This is a genomic window from Streptomyces sp. NPDC001393, from assembly GCF_053597455.1.
The window spans coordinates 360,218-376,322 of the sequence record NZ_JBSFIH010000002.1; the positions used below are offsets into that span (position 1 = coordinate 360,218).

Annotated in this window: 12 protein-coding genes and 1 pseudogene; 8 read left to right on the plus strand and 5 right to left on the minus strand. The window is 72.1% G+C overall.

The genetic code is table 11. The features are described from left to right. Nucleotides 1–49: 49 nt before the first annotated feature. Entirely contained in the window at nucleotides 50–1,294 is a 1,245-nt protein-coding gene (locus tag ACWC2T_RS04665) for an amidohydrolase (RefSeq protein WP_450668987.1), read from the plus strand. A gap of 17 nt (nucleotides 1,295–1,311) precedes the next feature. On the opposite strand, the gene ACWC2T_RS04670 is transcribed toward ACWC2T_RS04665, so the two are convergent. Both ACWC2T_RS04670 and ACWC2T_RS04675 read right to left on the minus strand, forming a co-directional pair. Continuing rightward, nucleotides 1,312–2,454 (minus strand): hypothetical protein, encoded by a 1,143-nt coding sequence (locus ACWC2T_RS04670; RefSeq protein ID WP_450668988.1) that lies wholly within the window; start codon nucleotides 2,452–2,454, stop codon nucleotides 1,312–1,314. Nucleotides 2,455–2,537: 83 nt separating this feature from the next. Continuing rightward, nucleotides 2,538–3,731 (minus strand): PP2C family protein-serine/threonine phosphatase, encoded by a 1,194-nt coding sequence (locus tag ACWC2T_RS04675; RefSeq protein WP_450669069.1) that lies wholly within the window; start codon nucleotides 3,729–3,731, stop codon nucleotides 2,538–2,540. A gap of 185 nt (nucleotides 3,732–3,916) precedes the next feature. On the opposite strand from ACWC2T_RS04675, the gene ACWC2T_RS04680 reads away from it, so the two are divergent. The 5 genes from ACWC2T_RS04680 to metG all read left to right on the plus strand — a co-directional run bounded on the left by ACWC2T_RS04680 (nucleotide 3,917) and on the right by metG (nucleotide 11,348). Continuing rightward, the gene (locus tag ACWC2T_RS04680) at nucleotides 3,917–4,396 is read left to right on the plus strand and encodes a hypothetical protein (RefSeq protein ID WP_450668989.1); all 480 of its coding nucleotides are present in this window, start codon (nucleotides 3,917–3,919) and stop codon (nucleotides 4,394–4,396) included. Nucleotides 4,397–4,734: 338 nt separating this feature from the next. Continuing rightward, a complete protein-coding gene (locus ACWC2T_RS04685) occupies nucleotides 4,735–5,679 on the plus strand; it encodes a hypothetical protein (protein ID WP_450668990.1) in 945 nt (314 codons plus the stop codon). Nucleotides 5,680–5,782: 103 nt separating this feature from the next. Beyond that, nucleotides 5,783–7,726 carry an FUSC family protein gene (locus ACWC2T_RS04690; protein ID WP_450668991.1) on the plus strand — a complete coding sequence of 648 codons (1,944 nt, stop codon included), beginning with the start codon at nucleotides 5,783–5,785 and terminating at the stop codon, nucleotides 7,724–7,726. A 73-nt stretch (nucleotides 7,727–7,799) separates the two neighbouring features. Continuing rightward, entirely contained in the window at nucleotides 7,800–9,497 is a 1,698-nt protein-coding gene (locus tag ACWC2T_RS04695; RefSeq protein ID WP_450668992.1) for a VWA domain-containing protein, read from the plus strand. A gap of 135 nt (nucleotides 9,498–9,632) precedes the next feature. Next, nucleotides 9,633–11,348, plus strand: a complete 1,716-nt coding sequence (gene metG / locus ACWC2T_RS04700; RefSeq protein WP_450668993.1) for a methionine--tRNA ligase — start codon at nucleotides 9,633–9,635, stop codon at nucleotides 11,346–11,348. Between the two features lie 68 nt (nucleotides 11,349–11,416). On the opposite strand, the pseudogene ACWC2T_RS04705 reads toward metG, so the two are convergent. Together ACWC2T_RS04705 and ACWC2T_RS04710 are read right to left on the minus strand one after the other, a co-directional pair. Next, nucleotides 11,417–11,926, minus strand: a pseudogene (locus ACWC2T_RS04705) (pectate lyase family protein); the annotation flags it as partial. Nucleotides 11,927–12,022: 96 nt separating this feature from the next. Continuing rightward, nucleotides 12,023–12,370 (minus strand): DoxX family protein, encoded by a 348-nt coding sequence (locus ACWC2T_RS04710; protein ID WP_450668994.1) that lies wholly within the window; start codon nucleotides 12,368–12,370, stop codon nucleotides 12,023–12,025. A gap of 178 nt (nucleotides 12,371–12,548) precedes the next feature. Here ACWC2T_RS04710 and ACWC2T_RS04715 point away from each other — a divergent pair, with 178 nt between their 5' ends. Next, the gene (locus ACWC2T_RS04715; protein WP_450668995.1) at nucleotides 12,549–13,466 is read left to right on the plus strand and encodes a hypothetical protein; all 918 of its coding nucleotides are present in this window, start codon (nucleotides 12,549–12,551) and stop codon (nucleotides 13,464–13,466) included. A gap of 59 nt (nucleotides 13,467–13,525) precedes the next feature. Further along, nucleotides 13,526–14,233 (plus strand): nucleotidyl transferase AbiEii/AbiGii toxin family protein, encoded by a 708-nt coding sequence (locus tag ACWC2T_RS04720; protein ID WP_450668996.1) that lies wholly within the window; start codon nucleotides 13,526–13,528, stop codon nucleotides 14,231–14,233. 25 nt (nucleotides 14,234–14,258) lie between these two features. Here the strand turns inward: ACWC2T_RS04720 and aspS are convergent, their stop codons facing one another. Continuing rightward, nucleotides 14,259–16,022: an aspartate--tRNA ligase gene (aspS, locus tag ACWC2T_RS04725; protein ID WP_450668997.1), complete on the minus strand. Its 1,764-nt coding sequence runs from the start codon at nucleotides 16,020–16,022 to the stop codon at nucleotides 14,259–14,261. Between the last annotated feature and the right edge of the window lie 83 nt (nucleotides 16,023–16,105).

Here is a 16,105-nt window from a genome sequence, read left to right on the forward strand (position 1 = left end):
CGCACAGGTTGGGGTGTCGGCGAAACCGCCGGAGGCCTACGCTCCCGCCATGACCTCTGCCGCCGCCCGCACCGCCCTGGACCTGACCTCCGGCCTCCCGGTGCCGGACCTGGAGGACCTCTACCGCGACCTGCACCGCAACCCCGAACTGTCCCTGCGCGAGCACCGCACCGCCGGGAAGCTCGCCGAGCGGCTGGAGCGGGCCGGGTTCGAGACCGCCCGGGGCGTCGGCGGCACCGGGGTCGTGGGCCGGCTGGCCAACGGCGACGGGCCGACCGTGCTGCTGCGGGCCGACATGGACGCGCTGCCGGTCCAGGAGGCCACCGGGCTGGCGTACGCCTCGCAAGCCGACGGGGTGATGCACGCGTGCGGGCACGATCTGCACGTCACCTGGCTGACCGGCGCCGCCGGGGCACTGGCCGCGGGGCGGGAGACCTGGCGGGGCACCCTGCTGGTGGTGGGCCAGCCCGCCGAGGAGAGCGGGCAGGGCGCGGCCCGGATGATCGCGGACGGGCTGTACGAGCGGTACGGCCGACCGGACGTGCTGCTCGGGCAGCATGCCGCGCCCGGCCCGGCGGGGCTGTACCCGCACTCCCCGGGGCTGATCATGTCCGCGGCGACCGACGTGGACATCGTGGTGCACGGCCGGGGCGGCCACGGTTCGCGTCCGGAGGCGACCGTGGACCCCGTGGTGACCGCCGCCTACCTGGTCACCCGCCTCCAGACGGTCGTCTCCCGGGAGCTCGCCGCCGGCGAGTCCGCCGTCCTCACCGTCGGCCGCATCGAGGCCGGCACCCGGCACAACATCATCCCGTCCGAGGCCCGCATCTCGCTGAACCTGCGCAGCCAGTCCGAGGAGGTACGGCAGCGGATGCTGGCCGCGATCCGGCGCATCGCGCTCGGCGAGTGCCTGGCCGCCGGCTGCCCGCGGGAGCCCGACATCACCGTCGGCAACACCTTCCCGGTGACCGTGAACGACGCGCCCACCGACGCCAGGGTGGCCGCCGTGCACGGTGAGGTCTTCGGCGCGGGCACGGTCTTCGACCCGGGCCCGGCGATGGGCAGCGAGGACTTCCCCGTGCTGGCGCTCGACGGCGCCATCCCGTACTCGTACTGGTTCGTGACGACCACCCCGGCCGAGGTGTGGGACAGCGCCCCCGGTGACACCTTCCCGGAGAAGTTCGCGGCCGTGCCGAGCAACCACAGCCCGCACTTCGCGCCGGACCTGTCGGTGATCGCCCCCGGCGTCCGCACGCTCGTCTCCGGGGCGCTCGCGCTGTTGCCGGCGGCGTGACCCGAACGCCGGTACGCCTACGGAGCCGCCTGGAGCTGGCGCAGCTGCCGCTGGACGTTCTCCAGCGCGCCCTGCCGGCGGCCCGGCACCCGCAGCCTCAACTCCGCGAGCGCGAAGCCGAGTTCGCGGGCCTGCGCCGCGTCCGTGATCCGGCCCCACTGGTGGTGCGCCCGGTCCACGGCCGCCTCGACGGCCGGCGCGTCCGCGGCCTGCCCCGCCCCCAGCCGCACCCCGGCCACCGCGAGCCAGGCCCGGCAGCTGCGCACCGCGTCCCCCGCGAACATCGCGAGGTCCGCCCGGACTTCGGCCCAGTGCAGGGCCTCGTCGGAGGCGGGACCATGGGCACCCACGGCAAGCCGCTCCTGCTGAGCGGCGAGCACATCGGCCTCCCCGTGCCGCCCGTCCTGCACCGCGGCACTGATGGCGGCGTGGGGGTCCTGGCCGATGAACCGGGAGTCCGGCGTGCCGGCGGAGGGCTGCTGTCCGAGACGGGTGGGCGGGTGGGAAAACGGGGGTCTGGGGGCGGAGCCCCCAGGAAAGGCCAGCACCAGGTCACGCCCGCCACTCGGCTCCGCAACCCGAGCCCACGCCTGCTCGTGCAACTGCGCGAGCGGCGGCCGGTACCCACTCCTCAACAACGTGGCCACGGCCTTCATGTACGCCGGCTCGGCCACCCCCCGCCGCCCGGCCCCCGGCGCGACACGGCCGTAGACGGCGGCGTTCGCACCGCAGTCCAGCCCGCGCTCGGCGACGCACTGCCACGCTTCCGCATCCGCGTGCAGGTCCACGACCAGCGCCGTGTCCGCGGCGGAGCGCAACCGCAGCTCCTCGCGTATCCAGTGCCAGGGCAGCGCGGTGTAGCGGACCGTCGCCGCCGTGGTGCGCGCCAGCGCCAGATGCGGCAGCCGCTGCCGCCGGTCCAGTTGCAGCTGGCCGGCGATGTACAGGGTCAGCGGTCCGGGCGCGGCCGCGGCGGCGCGCAGCCGGGTCAGTACGGCCTGCGGCTCCAGGGGGTCGGCAAGTTCGACGACGTTCGCGGTGTCGGCGCCGGACAGCACGGCGGGGGCGACGGCCGCCAGCACCGGCAGCACACCGGCCGCGTCCACCAGGCGCCCCCGGCCCAGCGGCGAGGCCGCGAGCAGCAGCACGGTTCCGGGCATCGGTCCTCCCCCTCTAGCCTCTCCAGCCAGCACCGTAACCGCTGCGGCTGCAAACGCGCGCCTCAGGACGGCACAGGAAGACGTCAGGACCGTAAACGTCTCCCTTGTCCCCCTTCATCGCCTTGGTCGCCTTCTTCATCGCCTTGGTCGCCTTCGCCCGCCGTCTGCCGCATCCGCCGCACGGCGAACACCGTGGTGTCGTCGACCAGCCGGCCGCCGCAGTGCCGCAGGACGCCGTCGCGGATCGTCCGGACCAGCAACCAGGGGTCGGCGGGAGCCGCCCCGGCGGCGACCGCGGGCGCGAGCTCGACGGCCGGCGAATAGAAGGCGCCCCGCCGGTCGCGGGCCTCGGTCACCCCGTCGGTGACCAGCAGCAGGGTCTCGTCGGCGGCGAACGGCACCCGGTGCACGGGCGGCCGGCCGCCCCCGAGCTCGCCGAGGCCGAGCGGCAGCCCGTCGCCGCTGGGCAGCTCACGGACTCCGCGCGGGCCGACGGCGAGCGGGGCCTCGTGGCCGAAGTTGACGACCTCGATGGTCTCCGGGGAGTCCTGGGGGAAGCCGATCAGCACGGCGGTGGCGAACCGGTCGCCGTCGTCGCGGCCGAGCGCGGTGGTGTGCCGGCGGTGCCGCAGCATCCGGGTCTCCAGGCGGTCGGCGACGGTCGCGAGGTCCCTCTCGTGGTAGCCGGCCTCGCGGAAGGTGCCGAGCAGCGCGGCGGCGGTCTCCACCGCGCCGAGCCCCTTGCCCTGCACATCGCCGACGAAGACGCGGGCGCCGTGCGGGCCGGGCTGGATGTCGTAGAAGTCGCCGCCGACCCGGGCCTCGAGGTCGGCGGCCAGATACACCCCGGCGTGCTCCAGTCCGGCCCAGCGCGGCGGCAGCGGGCGCAGCACGGTACGGCGGGTGGTCTCGGCGATGTCCTGGATGTGCAGGGTCTGCCGCTCCTTGCGCAGGCGCACGGCGCAGGCCACCACGGCCAGCATGCCGCCGACGGCGACCAGCACGAAGTCGCCGAGTCCGGCCTGGTACTGGCCCGGCCAGGCGCTGTCGACGGCGACGTACGTCACCACCGCCAGCACGGCGAAGACGGCCGTCGTCCACACCCCGCAGACCGCGGCGGCCGTGCCGGGGACCAGCACGATCCAGGTGATGATGCGGAACCGTTCCGTCGTGTTGAGGTCCAGCAGCACGATGCCGACGAGCAGCAGCAGGGGCGGTACCCAGGCGACGTCGCGGCCCCGCACGCGCAGCAGCTGGCGCCGCCGGCCGTACTCCATGTCCGTCACGGGTCCGTCACGGCGGGCAGCCCTCCAGGTCTCTCGGCGTCTCCAGCGAAACACGGGAGGGAACCCGCCGCATCCGGGCACCCGTCACCCTCCTGTCACCCTCCTGGCCGACTTGCCAGGCACTGTCCCCAGGTGTGCTCTGGAAGGCGGGGGCGAGGAGCGAGAGGAGTGCTCTCATGGCTCAAGCGGCACCCGCGCCCGGCGGCCTGGCCCGCCCCGGTCGCAAGGAGATCGGAACACGGGCCGCCGGTGGGCGGCCCCGTCCGCCCGACGTCTTCGACGCGCGCACCCACCGCGTCGCCCACTTCGCCGTCCCGGTCGCACTGGGCCTGGTCTACGGCTACTGGGTCGCGGCCGACGCCCGCCAGGGCGGCCCCGTCACCGGCGGGAACCTGCTGCTCGGCTGGCTCAGCGCGCTGGTGTTCGCGGGGGTGTCCATCGCCCTGCTGACGCTGGCCCCGCGGATGCCGCGGGAACTGCACGCGCTGCTGTGGTCGGCGTTCACCGGCATCGCGTTCGGCTTCCTGTACATCCAGACACCGCACTCGGTCTGGCGGTCCGTGATGATGTCGCTGCTCATCGCGGGGTGCACCTTCGGCGCGTTCTTCTACCGCTACTACACGCGCGAGGACGCGTTCGGGCACCGGGTCCGCTGACCCGCGCCGGAACCGGGCCGGAAGCAGGAGCAGGTGTGGACGTGGGCGTGGGTCCCGGGCGAACCGGGGCCCACGCCTCCCCCGTTCCCCACTTCCCTCACCCCGGCCCTCCTCCCCCAACACCAGGAAACACCCGATCGGGTGAACCCTCCACCGGAGGTCGCGGTTCCCGGTTCCGCCAAGGGGTGCCCCAGTTCCCCCACGCGGGTGCCCCCGTTCCGCCAGGGGGTGCCCCAGTTCCGCCAAGGAGTGCCCCAGTTCCGCCAACGGGCGCGGGTCTTCGCCCGAATGCACCCGCCCCGCTCGCGTCCGCGCCCCGCAGGCCGTTGCCTGGAAGCGTGCCCCCACGTCTCAGGAGCGCCCTGTCGGCCGTACTGCTCGCCCTGACCTGCCTGCTCGTGCCGTTCGGCGCGCTGGCGGCCTGGGCGGCGTACGGCCTTCTCGACACGGGCCGGTACGTCACCACGATGGCACCGCTGGCCGCCGACCCGAACGTGCGGGAGGCCGTCGCGGACACGGTCGGTGACGGCATCCTGCGCGCGGTGGACCAGCATCTGGACGTCCGCCCGGCCGGGGGTACCCCCTCCGGGGGACGCTCCCTCCGCCCGTTCGTGCGCGACGTGGTGCGCTCCTTCACCCAGACCGAGGCCTTCCGGCTGGCCTGGGACACCGGCAACCGCGTCACCCACGACGCCATCCTGCGCGCCCTGCGCGAGAGGGGGGACGACGGGCCGGCCGGACGGCCGGTCACGGTCGACCTCGCCCCCGTAACCGACCAGGTCAAGCGTCAGCTGGCCCGGGACCATGTGCCGCTCGCCGCGCGCATCCCGGTGGAGCACACCGCGGTCTCCGTGCTCCCGGCGGGCCGACTGACCTCCTTCCGGAAGGGATTCCACGTGCTCGAACTCGCCGGTTTCTGGCTGCCGGTGGCGGCCGTCGCCTTCGCCGCCACCGGGATCGCCCTCGCCGTCCGCCGCCGCCGCGCCGTGGCCGCGACCGCGCTGGGCACGGCGCTGGGCGGCGCACTGCTCGCCCTCGCGGTGACGGTCGGCCGCGGCCTGACCCTCGCCGGCCTGCCCGCCGACGTCCCCCACCCGGCGGCCGGCGCGGTCTACGACGCCCTCACGGACACCCTGCGCACGGCGGCCTGGCTGCTGCTCGGCCTGGGCCTCACGGTGGCGCTGACCGCGTGGCTGACCCACCGCCTGGTCCCGCTCCGCCCCGCCGCCCCGCCTGTGTCGGCCCCGGCCCAGACCCCGACCCCGACCCGGGCCCACGTCTGACGCGCATCCGGGCCACGACCCGCCGCCCTCTTTCCGCCCGGCCACACCCCCTCCACCGGCGCTGACCTCGGGCCGGCCGGAACGAACCGGTGATAATGGCCGCATGGCGCGCGAGTTCCCCATCGGCCTCACCCCGCCCGACTGGCTGGTCCGGAACCTCCGCCCCCAGCAGGCCCCCGTCAACAAGGCCGCCGCCGCCCGCGCCGCCGTCGCGATGGCCCTCCCCCTGGCGATCGGCCTCGCCACCGGCTACCCGGCGTACGGCGCCCTCGCCTCCATGGGCGCCCTGTCCGGCGTCATCGGCGACACCGCCGACGCCTACCGCATGCGCATCCTCAACATCGCCGTCCCGCAGCTCTTCGGCGCGGTCGGTGTGACGCTGGGCACGCTGGTGTACGGCCACGGCTGGTACGCGGTGGCCGTGGTGACCGGCATCGCCCTGCTCTCCGGCATGATCTCGACGATCGGCGCGGTGGCCTCGGTCTCGGGCCTGCTCCTGCTGCTGAACTGCGTGGTGGGCGCGGGCCTCCCCCTGCCGCACCCCTGGTGGCTGGCCCCCGCCCTGATGACCGGCGGCGGTCTCCTGGTCCTCCTCCTCGCCCTGCTGGCCTGGCCGTTGCGCTCGGGCGTGCCCGAACGCGCGGCGGTGGCGGCCACGTACCGCACGGTCGCCACCCTCCTCGCCGTCTCCGGCACGGACCGGACCGAGGGCTACGACGAGGCCCGCCACGCGGTCACCCAGTCCCTCAACCAGTCCTACGACCTGATCCTGGCCCGGCGCGCCCGCCACCACGGCCGCAGCCGCGAACTCACCCGTCTGCTGGCCCAGTTGAACGCCATCACCCCGGTGATGGAGGCGGCCCCCGCGGCCCATCTGGCGCGCCGCCCGCTGCCGGACCGGATCCCGGAGGCGGTCCACCACCTGGCCCGTGCGGTCGAAACGGGCCGCACGGACCCGGTGGCCCTGGACCTCCCCGTGCCGACGACGGAGACGGCCCGAGCGGTGGACCACGCCCTGCGCCACACCGCCGAGGTGGTGACGACCCCCGACGTGGATCCCCGCGGCATCGACGACCGCCTGGGCCGCCCGGCAACGCTGGGCATCCGTACGGCGCGAGCCGCCCGCAACGTCGTACTCTCCGCCAACTCCTGGCGCTACGGCCTGCGCCTGGCGGTCTGCATCGGCATCGCGCAGGCCCTGGTCTCGCTCATCCCCGTCCCCCGCTCCTACTGGGTGGCCCTGACGATCACCTTCGTCCTGAAGCCCGACTTCGGCTCGGTCTTCTCCCGCGCCCTGCTGCGCGCCCTCGGCACGGTGGCCGGGCTGGTGATCGCGGCGGTGGTCCTGGCGGAGGTCCCGCTGGGCTGGTGGGACGTCCTCGCCATGCTGCTCCTGGCCCCCCTGATCCCGGCCCTGACCCCCCGCGGCTACGGCTACCAGACCGCAGCCATCACCCCCGTGATCCTCCTCCTCTCCGACATCCTGAACCACCAGGGAACGGCCCTGCTCCTGCCCCGCCTGACGGACTCGCTCCTCGGCTGCGCGATCGCCCTGACCGCCGGCTACCTGCTCTGGCCGGAGAGCTGGCGCACCAGGGTCGGCGACCGCCTGGCCGACGCGGTGGCGGACACGGCGCGCTATGTGGAAACGGCCTTCGCCCCTGACGGCGACCCGGCCGCCCGCGCCCGCATGCGCCGCCGCCTCTACCGCGACCTGTCGGTGATCCGTACGGAGTTCCAGCGGGCCCTGACCGAGCCCCCGCCGACCGGCCGCCGCGCCGCCGCGTGGTGGCCGCTGGTCGTGGCGGTGGAACGCATCGTCGACGCGACGACGGCCGCCCGCGTCCGCGTGCGGCACGGGGCACCGCCCCCGGGCGAGGCCGAGATCGCCCAGGTCGTCCTGCAGCTCCGGGAGCTGTCGGAGGGCGTCCGGGACGCGGAAACCCTCACCCCGGTCCGCACGGATCTCACCGGCCCCGCGGGCAGTGTCCTGGAGCCCCTGCGACAGGAGGTCGCGGCGGCCCGGGCGATCGCTTCCCCCCACTGAGCGCTTCGCTAACCTTACGTGTCCGTCCTGGCCAGGGATCGACGTGGATCAACTCACGCGAAGGGTTGCACACATGGGCATTCTCACTCTCCTGCGGAACGCATTCAGCCGCTCCCGCAAGGGGCGCGCCACCGAGGCAGAGGGTGCGAACCGCCTGCCCGCACAACCCGAAACCCCCCTTCCCACGCCCCCCGCAGCCGACCCCACCGTCCCCGAACCCCGCCACTCCACCTCCGACGAGCACGACCTGGTGGCAGCAGCCTTCAACAACGTAAAGGTCCCCCACCCGTCAAAGCCGACAGAGGAACACCCGACGCCGGAGCCCACGGCGGAGCCCGAGCCGGAGACCACGGAGGAGCCTGAGCCGCAGGCCGAGCCGGAGGCCGAGCCGGCTGAGCAGGAGGCCACGGAGCCGGCTGAGGCCGAGGGCGCTGAGCCGGCTGCGGCTGAGGGCGCAGAACCGGCCGAGCCGGAGGTCGCGGAGCCGGCTGAGGCCGAAGTCGCAGAGCCGACCGCGGCTGAGGTCGCGGAGACGGCTGAGGCTGAGATCGCTGAGCCGGCTGCGGCTGAGGGCGCAGAGCTGGCTGACGCCGAGGCCGTAGAGGCGGCTGAGCCTGAGGTCGCAGAGCTGGCCGAGCCTGAGGCCACGGAGCCGCTTGAGGCCGAGAAGCAGGCCGAGCCAGCGGTCGCGGAGACGGCTGAGCCCGAGGCCGCGCAGGCGCCTGAGGCCGAGACGCACACCGAGCCCGAGGCTGAGGCTGAGGCTGACACGCAGGTCGAGCCGGAGGCTGAGGTGCGGGAGGTCGAGGAGGAGGAGACGGCGGCGTCTGAGACGGCGGAGGAGACCGCCGCACCGACCGACGAGACGACCGCCCCGCAGCCCGCCGACGGCGAGGACACCCCACAGGGGCCACCCGCACCCGACAACGAAAGCCGCACGGGTGGTGCGGGTGGGAACCCGGAGGCCGAAGGCGAAGCCGAGGACTCCCCCGCCGAAGCTCCGCAGGCTCCGCAGGAAACCCCGCAGGAAACCCCCGACGAACCGGCCCCCACGCCGGAGGCCGACGCTCCGCAGGAACCCGCGTCCAAGAAGACCCCCGCCACCACCCTCACCAAGCTCAGGTCCCGCACCCCCTCCCTCACCACCGCCTACAAGGCCGCCACAGCCACCCTGAAGGCGAAGGACCTCACCGGCACCCGCGCCAAGATCTACCTCGTGCTCGACCGCTCCGCGAGCATGCGGCCGTACTACAAGGACGGCTCCGCCCAGGCCCTCGCCGACCAGACCCTCGCCCTCGCCGCCCACCTGGACCCCGAGGCCACGGTCCACACCGTCTTCTTCTCCACGGAGATCGACGGCACCACCGACCTCACCCTCACCCCGGACCACGAGACGAAGATCGACGACGTGCACGCCGGCCTCGGCCGCATGGGCCGTACCAGCTACCACGCCGCCGTAGAGGCCGTACTCGCCCACTACGAGCAGTACGAGAAGGACACCACCCCCGCCACCCCCGCCCTCGTCGTCTTCCAGACCGACGGCGCGCCGGACGCGAAGACCCCCGCCACCCAGGCCCTCACCACGGCGGCGGAGACCCACCCCGCCGTCTTCTTCTCCTTCGTCGCCTTCGGAGAGCACGACAACAAGGCCTTCGACTACCTCCGCAAGCTGAAGACCCCGAACACCTCCTTCTTCCACGCGGGCCCCACCCCCCGCGAACTGACCGACACCGAGCTGTACGAGGGCCTGCTCGCCGCCTGGCGCCCGTAACGGAGCGTAACCACCCCGTCGACCCCGCGGCCGCCCCTTCCCACCCTGCAAAACGGGAAGCGGGCGGCCCACCCATGTCGGCTACGATTTCAAGGTTCGAAACCGCAGAAAAGCAGCGACCTGGGAGCAGCCACGATGGCTCGACACCTCATCACCAGCGCCCTTCCGTACATCAACGGGATCAAGCACCTGGGCAACATGGTGGGGTCCATGCTCCCGGCGGACGTGTACTCCCGGTACCTCCGCCAGCGCGGCCACGACGTCCTGTACATCTGCGCCACCGACGAGCACGGCACCCCGGCCGAGCTGGCCGCGAAGGAGCAGGGTCTGCCGGTCGACGAGTTCTGCGCGCAGGCACACGACGCCCAGAAGGCGGTCTACGACGGCTTCGCGCTCGCCTTCGACTACTTCGGCCGGAGCTCGTCCCCCGAGAACCGGGAGATCACCCAGCACTTCGCCCGCAAGCTGCACGAGAACGGCTTCATCGAGGAGCGGGCGATCCGCCAGGTGTACTCGCCGGCCGACGGCCGCTTCCTCCCGGACCGCTACGTCGAGGGCACCTGCCCCCACTGCGGTTACGACAAGGCCCGCGGCGACCAGTGCGAGAACTGCACCCGCGTGCTGGACCCGACCGACCTGATCAACCCGCGCTCCGCCATCTCCGGCTCGACCGACCTCGAGGTCCGCGAGACCAAGCACCTCTTCCTCCTCCAGTCCAAGCTGGAGAACGAGGTCCGCGAGTGGGTCGCCAAGCACGACAAGGACTGGCCGCAGCTCGCCTCCTCCATCGCCCACAAGTGGCTGACCGAGGGCCTGCACGACCGCGCGATCACCCGTGACCTGGACTGGGGTGTCCCGGTCCCGGCGGACACCTGGCCGGAGCTGGCCGCCGAGGGCAAGGTCTTCTACGTCTGGTTCGACGCCCCGATCGAGTACATCGGCGCGACGAAGGAGTGGGCCGACCAGGACCCGGAGAACCGCGACTGGAAGTCGTGGTGGTACGACGTCGACACCGACGTCCGCTACACCGAGTTCATGGCCAAGGACAACGTCCCCTTCCACACGGTGATGTTCCCGGCCACCGAGCTGGGTGTGCGCGAGCCGTGGAAGAAGGTCGACTACGTCAAGGCCTTCAACTGGCTGACGTACTACGGCGGCAAGTTCTCCACCAGCCAGAAGCGCGGTGTCTTCACCGACCAGGCCCTGGACATCCTCCCGGCCGACTACTGGCGCTACTTCCTCATCGCCAACGCCCCCGAGTCGGACGACTCGTCCTTCACCTGGGAGCACTTCACCGCCACGGTCAACAAGGACCTCGCCGACACCCTCGGCAACTTCGTCAACCGCGTGCTGTCCTTCTCGAAGAAGCGCTTCGGTGAGGAGGTCCCGGCCGGCGGCGAGCCCGGTGAGGCGGAGGCACGCCTCGGCGAAGAGATCGCCCGCCTCCTCGCGGAGTACGAGGGCCACATGGAGACGCTGCAGTTCCGCAAGGCCGCCGCGGCCCTGCGCGCCCTGTGGTCGGCGGGCAACTCCTACCTGGAGGAGAAGGCCCCCTGGCTGCAGATCAAGACCGACAAGGACGCCGCGGCCCTCACCCTGCGCACGGCGATGAACCTGATCCATCTGTACGCGGTGGTCTCCGAGCCGCTGATCCCGTCCACGGCGAAGGCGATGCGCGAGGCGTTCTCGCTCGCCGACGACACCGCCACCTGGGTCACCGCCGACGAGGCCAGGGCCCTCGCCTCGGTCCCGGCCGGCACCCCCTTCACGGTCCCGCCGGTCCTGTTCGCCAAGCTGACCGAGGAGGACCTGGCGGCCTACAAGGAGCGCTTCGGCGGCGAGGAAGGCTGACGACTCCGACACGGCTCCGACAGCGTGGGCGGGTCCGGGAAGAGACGCTCTTCCCGGACCCGCCGTGCATTGGCCGGCACCTTGAACACGATGGTCGCCGCCTGCTTCTTCTGCGCGGCCGCGCGGGCCCTTTCCTGTGTGCCGGAGGGCAGCTTGGAGCGGCCGTAGGTGGCGGGGTCGTAGGCCTTGAGGTAGGCCGGGAGCGAGTAGCCCGTCCCCTTCGCGTAGTCGGCGCAGGTGAGCTTCCTGCCGCTGTCGTCGGTGTTGGCGTCGATGGTGCCCTTGATCCTGATGATCCGGGGCGTGGTGTCGGAGGCCGAGCCCAGGGCCTTCACCAGCTGGGCGCGGGTGGAGACGGTGAAGGTGTGCGCGGAGTCGGCCTTCGAACCGCCGGTGGTCCCGGTGCCGGAGGCGGCCCAGCCGTCCTTGGCGGGGAGCGTCTGGTGGTAGAGATCGGCCGCGGTGGCGTTCGCGTTCATCACGAACACCCCGGCACCGACGCCCGCGACCACGACGGCGGCGGACACGGCGAGGGTGCGCCGCTTGCGGAGGGAACGGCGGTGGGAGGGAGCAGCCACGGAGGAGTCCTTAAGGGTGTGCTGAACCTGCCTTACGACTCCTCAGTGGTCGCCGCGCACAGGGAAGTTGCCGCCTCGCGGTGAGAGCTTTCCGGCTCAGGAGGCGTACCCGAGGACGAGCGTGCCGACAACCGGGGCGGCGTAGACGAGCGGGAACGGGATGTGGGAGTACCACCGGGCACGGGCCACGGTGACCGCGGCCCCGAGGAAGTAGAGCACCAGCCCGATCCCGGCCAGCACCCCGATCACCGGCACACCCAGCCCCACCACCAGCCCCACGGCCCCGGCCGCCTTGGCCAGCCCGAGCCATGTCCACCAGCTCTGCGGCACGGAGTAGTCGGTGAGGGCCTGCACGATCCACTCGGCCCGCATCAGCAGAACGGCCCCGGAGAACCCGGCCATCAGGGCGGCGAGCAGGGTGACGACGATGTGGGCGGTGTGCATGAGAGGCTCCCGGGAAACGCGATCGGAGTCGGACATCTCTCTGACACCCCGGCTCGGGAGTGTGTGACAGCGCCCCGAATAAATCTCCGAGAACGAAGAACGTTTCTGCGCCACTCGAAAGACTGAACGCATCCGGAACACCACCCAACCGGCCCTTCTGCGCCCATAAGTTGCGCGCATGGTCACATCCACCCACGAGGCCTCCCACCGGATCTTCCAGGACCGGCCGGAGATCCTCACCCCGGTCTTCGACCTCTTAGGAGTCCCGATGTCCGCCAAGGCGTCGGTGGCGGTTCTCAGCGCCGACGTGACGGAGATCCAGCCCCTGGAGAGACGAGTGGACACGGTCCTGCGCGTCGAACCGTCCGACGGGGACCACTTCCTGCTCGCCATCGAGACACAGCTGAAGCGCGACGAGCGCAAGACGACGAGCTGGCCGTACTACGTGACGTACTTGCAGGAGAAGTTCTGCCTGCCGGTACTGCTCCTCGTCACCTGCACGGACCGGCGCACCGCGCGCTGGGCGACCGGGCCGTTCACCTGCGAGGTCCGCGGCTGGACCACCCACAGCACCCATCCCCTGGTCCTGGGCCCGGACAACGTACCGAAGATCACCGACCAGCGTAAGGCCGCCAGCAACCCCGCGATGGCGGTGTTCTCGGCCATCACACATGGCCGGGATCCGGAGGCCCCGGCCATACTGGAGGCTACGGCCGGCGCCCTGAAAGCAATGGAGGACAGCCAGGCCGCCGGGCACCTCGGCGGCCTGTTGGAGATCGGCCTGGGGGACACTCCGGCCCGCGAGACATGGAGAGAGCTGATGGGTTTCACCAACTTCTTCCCCGGCCGGGGCACTATGTTCGAGGAGGTCTACCTCGACGGCGAGGCCAAAGGCGAGGCCAAGGGCGAGGCCAAGGCCATCCTCCGCTTCCTGGAAGCGCGTGGCATCACCGTCCCGGAGGAGGCCCGTGAACGCATCTCCGGCTGCACCGACTTGGAGCTCCTCGGCCGCTGGCTGGACCGGACGCCCCACGTAGAGTGCGTCCACGACCTCTTCGCCGACGAGCCGGAGGACACCGAGACGGCATCGGCCTGAGTGAACCGGGGGCGGGGCAGCCGTGCCGCACGCCCCCGGTCTGGCAGAGTACCGATGTCGTGAACCTCCCCGAACCCCACCACCGGCTCCTCGCCGACGTCGTCACCGCAGGCGGCCCGTACGGGCTGGTGCTCGCCGGCGGATATGCCCTCCAGGCGCACGGGCTGCTGCAACGCCCGCATGCGAACCTGGACTTCGCCACGGAGAGTCCCGAGGGCATGGACCGGATCGCCACCGCGGTCGGCGCGGCCCTGGAGGCGCGGGGCCGGCAGGTGCGGACCGGCGCGGTCGCGGTGCTCACCGCGCAGCTGACCGTCACCGACCCGCCGACCGGGGAGGCCTGCGCCCTCGCGCTGCACAAGGAGGCCCTCTGGCAGCCACCGACGCTCACCGAGTACGGCCCGGCCCTCTCCCTGGAGGATGCCGTCGGGACGAAGATCCGAGCGCTGTACGACCGGGGCGCGGCCGTCGATCTGGTCGATGCGCGGGCCGCCGCCGCCCGGTTCTCGTTCCCCGATCTGGAGGAACTGGGCCGCCGACACGCCCATGACCCCTTCGACCTGCCCACGCTGCAGTCCCGGCTGACGGGGACGGACTTCTACTCCGACGCGGATTTCATTCGGTATGGGCTGGACGAGGCCGAGGTCGTCGCCCTGCGCGCCTGGGCCCAACGCTGGTCCGACGACATCGCCGAGCGCCTCCTGGAAGACGGCGCGTCCCCCGACATCGAGCCGGACACGGACTCCGGCCCCGACGCGGGGGACTGACGAACAGCGCCGTACTACGGCCGTACTACTTCGGCTGCGGCTTCCTGATGTTCAGGTGCAGCTCGCGCAGGCGGGCCTCCTCCAGTTCGGTGGGGGCGCCCATCATCAGGTCCTGGGCGTTGCCGTTGAGCGGGAAGGCGATCGTCTCGCGGATGTTGGGCTCGTCCGCGAGGAGCATGACGATGCGGTCCACGCCGGGGGCGATGCCGCCGTGCGGCGGGGCGCCGAAGCGGAACGCGCGGAGCATGCCGGCGAACTTCTCCTCGACGGTCTCGCGGTCGTAGCCCGCGATCTCGAAGGCCTTGAGCATGATCTCCGGCTCGTGGTTCCGGATCGCCCCGGAGGACAGCTCGACGCCGTTGCAGACGATGTCGTACTGCCAGCCCAGGATGTCCAGCGGGTCCTGGGTCTCAAGGGCCTCCAGGCCGCCCTGCGGCATGGAGAAGGGGTTGTGCGAGAAGTCGATCGCGCCGGTCTCCTCGTCCCTCTCGTACATCGGGAAGTCGACGATCCAGCAGAAGCGGAAGACGCCCTCCTCGAAGTGGCCGGCGCGACGAGCGGCCTCCACCCGCACCGCGCCCATGACCTTCGAGACCTCGTCGAACTCGCCCGCGCCGAAGAAGACCGCGTGGCCGGGGGCCAGCGACAGGCGCTTGGTCAGCTCGGCGACGTTCTCCTCGGTGAGGAACTTCGCGATCGGGCCGGACAGCGCGCCGTCCTCGCCGACGCGGACCCAGGCCAGACCCTTGGCGCCGAGCGACACCGCGAACTCGCCGAGCTGGTCGAAGAACTTGCGCGGCTGGTCCTGGACCGCCGGGACGGGCAGCGCGCGCACGTGCTTGCCGGCGAACGCCTTGAACTCCGAGCCCTCGAAGACATCGGTGATGTCGACCAGTTCCAGCTTGGCGCGCAGGTCCGGTTTGTCGGAGCCGTACTTCAGCATCGCCTCGCGGAACGGGATCCGCGGGAAGGGGGAGGTGACATGGCGGCCGTTGCCGAACTCCTCGAACAGCTCGGTCATGAGCTTCTCGATCGGCTGGAAGACGTCCTCCTGCTCGACGAAGCTCATCTCGACGTCGAGCTGGTAGAACTCGCCGGGCGAGCGGTCGGCGCGGGCGTCCTCGTCGCGGAAGCACGGCGCGATCTGGAAGTAGCGGTCGAAGCCGGAGATCATCAGCAGCTGCTTGAACTGCTGCGGGGCCTGCGGCAGCGCGTAGAACTTGCCGGGGTGCAGGCGCGAGGGGACCACGAAGTCGCGCGCGCCCTCGGGGGAGGTGGCGGACAGGATCGGCGTCGCCATCTCGTTGAAGCCCATCGCGGCCATCTTGTGCCGGATCGCCGAGATGACCTGGGTGCGCAGCATGATGTTGCGGTGCATGCGCTCGCGGCGCAGGTCCAGGAAGCGGTACTCCAGGCGCCGCTCCTCGTTGACCCCGTCCTCGGTGTTGATCGTGAACGGCAGCGGGGCGGCGGCGCCCAGCAGCTCGACCTCGGACACCTCGACCTCGACCTCGCCGGTGGGCAGGTCGGGGTTGATGTTCTCGGTTCCACGTGAAACAACGCGGCCGTCGACGCGGACCGTGGACTCCTTGGAGATCTTGTCCAGGGCCTCGTACGCGGGCGTACCGGGGCGGGCGACCAGCTGCGTGATGCCGTAGTGATCGCGCAGATCGATGAAGAGGATGCCGCCCAGGTCGCGCCGATTGTGCAGCCAGCCGCTCAGCCGGACGTCGGTGCCGACGTCAGAGGCGCGGAGCTGGCCGCAGGTGTGGGACCTGTACCGATGCATCGTCGTTCATCGTCCTTCGAGAAGTGTTGGCGTCTGCCGGGTTTGCCGCCCCGGCAAGAACGGGCACGGGGCCCGGACCCATC